This window comes from Vibrio sp. 10N.261.52.C11 (assembly GCF_041471405.1).
Classification (GTDB): domain Bacteria; phylum Pseudomonadota; class Gammaproteobacteria; order Enterobacterales; family Vibrionaceae; genus Vibrio; species Vibrio crassostreae_C.
Map to the genome: position 1 here is coordinate 1 of NZ_JBFROI010000124.1, position 7,139 is coordinate 7,139.

Annotated in this window: 7 protein-coding genes; 6 read left to right on the forward strand and 1 reads right to left on the reverse strand. The window is 36.6% G+C overall.

Translation table 11 applies throughout. The annotated features are described in order from the left end of the window. On the reverse strand, positions 1-222 hold a 222-nt coding region (locus AB4323_RS24200; RefSeq protein WP_372153521.1), incomplete at its 3' end, for a transposase. Positions 223-580: 358 nt separating this feature from the next. Here AB4323_RS24200 and AB4323_RS24205 point away from each other — a divergent pair. The 6 genes from AB4323_RS24205 to AB4323_RS24230 are packed head-to-tail and all read left to right on the forward strand — an operon-like array spanning position 581 to position 7,045. Beyond that, complete coding sequence (locus AB4323_RS24205; protein ID WP_372135362.1) at positions 581-1,111, forward strand: hypothetical protein; 531 nt, start codon at positions 581-583, stop codon at positions 1,109-1,111. A 60-nt stretch (positions 1,112-1,171) separates the two neighbouring features. After that, positions 1,172-1,705 (forward strand): hypothetical protein, encoded by a 534-nt coding sequence (locus tag AB4323_RS24210; protein WP_017067436.1) that lies wholly within the window; start codon positions 1,172-1,174, stop codon positions 1,703-1,705. Further along, positions 1,705-4,506, forward strand: a complete 2,802-nt coding sequence (locus tag AB4323_RS24215) for a CS1-pili formation C-terminal domain-containing protein (protein WP_372153523.1) — start codon at positions 1,705-1,707, stop codon at positions 4,504-4,506. Before AB4323_RS24210 ends, AB4323_RS24215 begins: the two co-directional genes overlap by 1 nt. Positions 4,507-4,519: 13 nt before the next feature. Further along, positions 4,520-5,224, forward strand: coding sequence for a hypothetical protein (locus tag AB4323_RS24220; protein ID WP_241910041.1), 705 nt, complete (start codon positions 4,520-4,522; stop codon positions 5,222-5,224). Then, positions 5,181-6,308, forward strand: a complete 1,128-nt coding sequence (locus AB4323_RS24225) for a hypothetical protein (RefSeq protein ID WP_017059956.1) — start codon at positions 5,181-5,183, stop codon at positions 6,306-6,308. Before AB4323_RS24220 ends, AB4323_RS24225 begins: the two co-directional genes overlap by 44 nt. Continuing rightward, positions 6,305-7,045: a LysM peptidoglycan-binding domain-containing protein gene (locus AB4323_RS24230; protein ID WP_372153524.1), complete on the forward strand. Its 741-nt coding sequence runs from the start codon at positions 6,305-6,307 to the stop codon at positions 7,043-7,045. Before AB4323_RS24225 ends, AB4323_RS24230 begins: the two co-directional genes overlap by 4 nt. Positions 7,046-7,139: the final 94 nt, after the last annotated feature.

Below are 7,139 nucleotides of genomic sequence, written 5' to 3' on the forward strand. Positions count from 1 at the left end.
TCCTTGCAGCGCTCTCAGTGGCATAGAAAAAACTCGTTTCACCATGAGTGCTGTCGTAATAGCTAAATCACTGAACCGACGTGGCCTCCCGCGCTTATTCTGTTTGCTTTGCGCCCACCCACTTATTGCTTCTTCATCGATCCAGAAGGTCAGAGAACCACGGTTAATGAGCGATTGGTTGTATTGCTTCCAGTTGGTTGTTTTGTAACAAGGTTTAGGCATAAGGCTACGAGAGAGAGTGGTGGTAGCTGATCAGATCGTAGGTTCTTGATTTAGTTCCATTGAATTACGCAACAAAGCCCAGATAGTCACCAGCGTTACCCCTTCTCATATCCAATTGAAACACCTTTCTCAAAGTTTGATAATGGTTATTATGATATCCAATTTAGTGTAACTGAAAGTATTTATTGTACAGATCTTATTCCCTAGATAAATGAACTAGTCGGCGATATATCGACTAGGCATATTTAACTATAAATAATTCCAACGTGCTAACCTAAAACGTAGTTATTTTAATATTATATGCCTGCTGTTTAGCAAGAGGCTAACGCAATGCTTATATTATATTAAAGGAAATAAAATGAAAAAATTAACACTCATTACATTATTGTCTGCAATTACTGTTGTTCCGGCTTTTGCTGCACCTGGCGATACCTCTACTGGTTCTGCAGTATTCAGCGGCTTTGTTCCTGGTTTTGTATCCAACGGTGACATCATTGTTACTGGTGCGGGCGGTAGTGAAGACTCTGCTTCTTTTGTTGGTACGTTACAGGTGAACGCTGACGGTACGTTCGCAACGACTAAACCAGTTGTTTTGGAAGCGCATGACTACACGGGGGCTGTGCTTGGGGCTTTAACTCCAGCTAACTGGACGGTATCACAAGTAAATGTGCTTCCAGCTTCAATGGGTGAAGTACAGCCTAACATTGTCGTTGGCGATAACCTTTCAGCGACGGAACTTACTGCAGCTGACTACTTAGCTTCAACTCAACTTTCAGCAGGCGATACGATTCAACTGTATGTTGCTAACGATACAGCACACTCAACTCCAGATGATATTGCTGGTTCAGAAGTTATCGTTAACGTTGATATGATTGCAACTTTGCCATAAGAAAAAATCTCATTATTTGATAGGCACTTAATTAATTAAGTGCCTTGTTTTTCGAGGCTGATGAAAATGAATATCTATATAAATTATTTCTTTCTATTATTGCTTGTTATTTTTAGTTTCAATAGCTTTGGCTATGAAAGCTATTCATTTCCAGTAAATACACAAATAAATAGAGCGAATTTGTATGACTATTCTATAAGTGTAGATTTATCTGATGAGTTTATTGCACTGAAGTATGATAGTGAGAACGAAACCTTTCTAAATGGGCGTTTTTATTCTTATATTAGAACTAATATACCAACAAGCACTGGGGATTCGTTTGAATACAGTTATAACATATCAGAGTTCACTTCTAAATGTGTTCTCAACGATAGCGGTGAGACTATGTATGATGATTTTGTCGATCTCTATATCGATAGAAAACATTACTCTGATATTTTAGATATACCAAACTTTGAATTTAATAATATTAAAAATACTGAATATGAAAACTCTACCAATGAATTTGAATTAGTGACAAATAAAAATATACCGAGTGATGAGCCATTAGATTGCAATGGTCGTATTACGTTCAATGTGGAGCTTCAACTATAATGTTTATTAGACTTTGGTTTGGTTTAAACTTAATTATCATATTTTTCTTGGCCATAATATATAGTTCAAAATCCGTCGCAAATATTCCAGATGGATTTGAAGATATGTTTGAAGAGAAGTTGATAAGAATGCCACTAATTCTCTCGGCTGATAACAACAAATTATTCTATTCGGAAGCTTTCATCTCGGGTGATGAAGTAAGAATTCCCACTTCACAAAAACAACTTGTAGCACAAGCATTGGCGAATGAACTTGGTATTGAGAAAGATGTTAGCGATGCGATGGCAACAACACTGGTAAATGGGGTTGAATCGAGCCTAGATTGTAAAGGTTATCGAAGTGAATGTGGTCTACTACCTGATTTATATGATTTTGTTTATGTTCCAGATAGCCAATCATTGATTATTCATGTTAACTCACAATTCTTAACTGAGATAATAGAAGAGTCAGAAATAAAATTTGTAAAAGAAGAGATCGATCAAAACGCGATCATTATGTCACATGGTTTGAATCTATCTGGTTCTTATAGCGACAACACTGATTATACATCGTCTTATTCTTATCAACATGAAAATTATGCAGGTTTTGGCAAGTATGGCTATTTGCATAATGATCTAAACTTTAGTGATGTCAATGGTTTCAGTTCGGATGACTCATCGTATAACTATGTTGGTGGTAATACTCGTTTCTCTGTCGGGTATAAATACCAAGAACGCTCTTGGAATAGTACTCAGTTTTTAGAAAATGGCAGCAAAACTTCTGGTTACATGTTGTCGATTGGATCGACGAGAGAGCTAGTAAAAAAATCATCTCCTAATTCTAGACGAGTATATTTGAACATTTCAAGAGCTGGTCGACTAGAAATTAATGATGATAGAGGCCGTGTTCTATTAAGTCGTAATGTGGATGCAGGGCAAGAATACTTTGACTATAACGAGCTACCATCTGGTACTTATACTGCGACAATTCGAATATTTGATGGCAGTGAAGAGTTTTACACAGAAGATAGGTTGATAGTCAATACAAGCTCTTCGTCGATTAAAACCGGCGAACTAGATTATCATATTACAGCCGGTTATTTATCAAGAGACCTGACGAATACGGGACTAGAGGACGATTTTGACCAGAAATCCATCAACTTTGCTTATGATAATTATGAAAGTCCAATGTTCACCAATGGGAAATTGAGCTATCAAGTTACGGATTTTTTTGCACTGGGTGCAGGTTCGTTTATTACAGGGGAAGATAATTATAATTATGTTGGTGGTCACTTATCTTTAGGGGAAGTGTCCAGAATATCGGCAGTAACAGGATTATTTGACGATGGATCTAGTTTTTATAATTTTGATGTGGGGATTTATAACTTAAGTGTATCTTACACAAAATTTGATAGTGAAAATGATAATAGTATTGGAGATATTAGTTTGTCTCAACTTTTATTCAGTAACTCGAACTATACGTCATTATCAGTAAATTACAACAAGTACTTAACGAGAAATATATCATCATATATATCGGGTATATTAACAAAAAACCAATATAAAGATTTTAGTAATGGTTATAATAATGAATCAGAAAGTTGGTCTGCAAGAAGTGGCGTGCAGATATCATCATTACCACTTGACTCAAAGGTGAACTTAGAGTTATCAGCAAGTGAATCGAGCGATATAAATTATGGTGTTATGGCCTCAATAATTATTCCAATAGGCCAGGAAAACACATACACACATAGTACACAAGCACAAATAGATGATAGTGGTGATGTTGCGCTATCGCATAGAGATACAGTCTCAAGTAGTCTAATTAACAGAAACAATCTAAATGTATCAAGCTCTGCGGGACTTTATTATCAAGATTCTACTGAAGACCAAAGCAGTGCCGATTTATCATTGTCTGCAAATTATAAGAATAAACATATTGACTCAAACTCTTATGCCTATATCAATTCAAGTAGTAATACAAGTGTTTCTGCATATATTGGTACAAGTAATATCGTAACTTCTCAAGGAATAGAGTTTACGAGTGAAAAGTCATCTTCTTATTTTATTTCGAATAATGATACAGGGGAACTGTCTTCGGATGGAAAATTCTTGGCGGTAGTTAACTCCGAGCAGAATGGAAAACAAAGCAATGCTTATGTTAGTGGAGATGCTTTGACGGTATATCCATTAAAAGAGTTCTATGAATATGAATTCAAGCTTGATACGGAAGCCTCTGATTTTTACAACAATGGTGAGTCTTATACGTCGGCTACTAGTTATCCAGGAACTGTTATCCGTTTGGATACGTCGTTGTCTGAGTTGAAATCATTTATATCGACGTTTAGTGATATAAATGGAAATCCGATAGACGGAGTTGAATGTATCGGTGGAGGTTGTGTTTCTACTGACAAGCTTGTTGAAGGTGTGTATCAATTTAAGGTGAAAGATAAACAACCTTACAAAATTATATCTAAGGAAAACCAATGTGTAATACCGGAGTTATCATCGGTTAATAATTTGAATTTAGGTAATAACTTCTGTATGCCATCATTCGAAGAAAATAGTGAAGGTTATCAGATAGCCCTAGTTGATGGTGTTTATTATTACTACTTAGGGCAATACAAGGATAGTAATATTGTATTGAACTATCAGAACAAACTGAACAACTCAGGTGTTGAAATTATAAACAAAAAGCTTGGCGGTTATTTGTATATATTCGCTAAGTCTCCTGAGCAACTAACTACGGCAAACAAACTGTATGTTGATGAACTCATTAATTATGCAGTTCATATGGAGATGACGCCATATGCTTATAACTAACATAGAGAAAATTATGCAACGTGTAATATTTACTTCGATACTATTAATGACGACCTCTTTTAGCCATGCATTTAGCATAGATAAAATGCTTCTTATAGCTGGAGAAGATGGTAATGAAGTTTTTACTCTGACTAGTTCGAAAACTGAACCTGAATATATAAAAGGTAACGTTAGCCAAGTAAAGGTTGAAAACGGAGAGTTAGAAAAGGTAGAGCTAACAAAAGATAATTTACCTTTATGGGATCTTGCGCTATTACCCAATAAACTGATATTAAATCCGGGGGAAAGACGTCGTGTATCAGTAAAGAATTTATGTCAGGTTAATTGTGATGATTTAGAGAAGGACAAAGTTTATCAAGTGACTTTCATGCCTAGCGTTATCGATGGAGATAAAAAAGAAAGTATAATTGGTATTAATTATGGTTATGCTCCTTATTATATTGTACCTGCAAAAAATACTAATGTTGACTACAAAGTTAAATATAACGGTTCAGAAGTTTATGTGGAAAATAATGGTAACACATTTTTCTACATACAGTTTGATAACTGTAAACCGAATTCTGTTAGTAACAAATGTAAACAAACTAATACAATACTATCTGGTCGAAAGAAAACCATAAAATTAGCAGAAGGCCTGCAAAATGTCGATTCGTTATCCGTTAAGGTAGCCAACCATGATTACAGTTATAACAAAAATATCACTATTAAAAAGAAATAGCCTAATTAGTATAGCGCTATTATTCACGGCTTTAGATAGTAGCCATGCTGCAGATGTATACGGAACGATTACAGCAAACAACTCTGTGGTTTGGAACAATGCGGCGCCAAATAGTTATTTCGGTAGTGAAGCTATATCTCCATCTGCATGGACGATAGCGCAAGAGCAACCAACGGCAGAGTGGTATCCCGCAACGATGGATAACCAACCCGTTAATAACGTTAGCTTTGTTAATCATTCTACAGGCGAAAGTTTTAACACCAGCCTGGAGTTGTTAGGCGTTGAGTACAATTTGGGTAGCTCGGCTAGTTATTTCACATCAAAAGACTACGGGTCAAATGTGGGAATGGGAGTTGCCAATGAGTGTGCAGCTACAAATATAAGTGGTTCGAGTGCGAAAGTGGGCCAAGAGTCGACTTTGTGTGTGTCGCGAATGGGTTACACAGCAACAAGCCGAATAGAGCCTTTTAAGTTTTATCGACCTGCTTTCGCTTTGCCTAATATCAGTAATGATGTGTTCGCAGCCCCTGTTGGATCTGGAACTTTTACGGCATCAATTAACCTTTCACCCACTTACTTTTTTACAAGTCAAACCGGTACGATGACTTATACCAGAGTGCCGGAGACGTTAATTATCACGATTGATTATCAAGCTGCGATCCTTGAATCATTAACGGTACTTGGAGACGGGAATATTGAACCCCAGTATGATACTGCAACAAAAAGGATCTCTGGTACAACGAGGTATGATGTTAGCTTGTTAGGGACTTTACCTACAGGCGTTATTATGACATTTAGCCCTACGTCAGGTGACTATGAGCTTACAAATATTGATAACTCGCTAGAAAAGATACCCTACACAATCACGTGTGCCATTGGCTGCGAAAGCCCTGACAAGGTGATTGTCCAAGACGGAGTACTTAATACCGCATCTTTTCCTGATTCAGAAGTGATTACAGTGAATGGAGAAGGTAGTAACAAAGTTGATGTAGCATACGATGTTAGTTTTGATGTCGATGGAAATGCACTCAGTTCAGGTAATTACCAAGGGTCGTTTAATGTTGTTTATGAGGTGAACCTGTGAACCGACTAATTAATAATATTTTTTTTATGTTTCTAGTACTAACCAGCGGTGCAGCGGTTGCTGAGAAGCCAACTGCTCATATTTTGGGGGTAGGGGCAAACTATGGCTATAATTTTGATGGAGATATGTTTGAGAATTCTCAATCTATTTATTTTCTCTACCAATATAACCGACTTCAATTGAATCTAGGTATCACACATTATAAATTATTAGATGATTCTGAGTACATACCTGATTTAGGTTTGCTTTATAGTATACATGATGGAGAAGAAATTGATTTAAAGGTTGGAGTCGGATTTGAAGATAAATATCCAACAATAGAGTACCTTGCTGAGTATGCTTTGAATGAATATTTCGGTGCGAGTATCGCACTTAATCAAACGTTGAATGATGATTTTGGGCAAAATCAACGAGAAGCCGTGGTTGGATTATCTTATTATTTCAATGACAGCAAGCGTAAGATTGAGTCTGACCAAGTTGAACCTCGCCCTTCGTCACTTGAAATTACGAAAGCTCCGGATTGCACATCTGACCCAACTGATACGGACTGTGACTTCGATACTATGTCTAACAGTATATCCGAAGTTGCTGTTAAGCCGACATTACCTTATGTCGTACAAGAAGGTGATTGGTTATATGAACTACGTAGAAAGTTCGGCTTCGATTTAGAAGAGATCATTGAGAGTAATGATATTGAAAATCCTGATTTGATCATTCCTGGCCAAGTATTAGAATAAGCTCTTACCGGTAACCTGATCAATATTAAAGTATTACTAGACCTATTTCTTATAAGGTATGGTGATGCTTTTTTTTGGTTCATCGCGGCTTTCC

What these genes read in the sequence shown, in the direction of transcription:
- AB4323_RS24210 (WP_017067436.1), top strand. Translation starts at nt 1,172, where the DNA reads ATGAAAATGAATATCTATATAAATTATTTCTTTCTATTATTGCTTGTT.
- AB4323_RS24220 (WP_241910041.1), top strand. Translation starts at nt 4,520, where the DNA reads ATGCAACGTGTAATATTTACTTCGATACTATTAATGACGACCTCTTTT.
- AB4323_RS24205 (WP_372135362.1), top strand. Translation starts at nt 581, where the DNA reads ATGAAAAAATTAACACTCATTACATTATTGTCTGCAATTACTGTTGTT.
- AB4323_RS24225 (WP_017059956.1), top strand. Translation starts at nt 5,181, where the DNA reads ATGATTACAGTTATAACAAAAATATCACTATTAAAAAGAAATAGCCTA.
- AB4323_RS24215 (WP_372153523.1), top strand. Translation starts at nt 1,705, where the DNA reads ATGTTTATTAGACTTTGGTTTGGTTTAAACTTAATTATCATATTTTTC.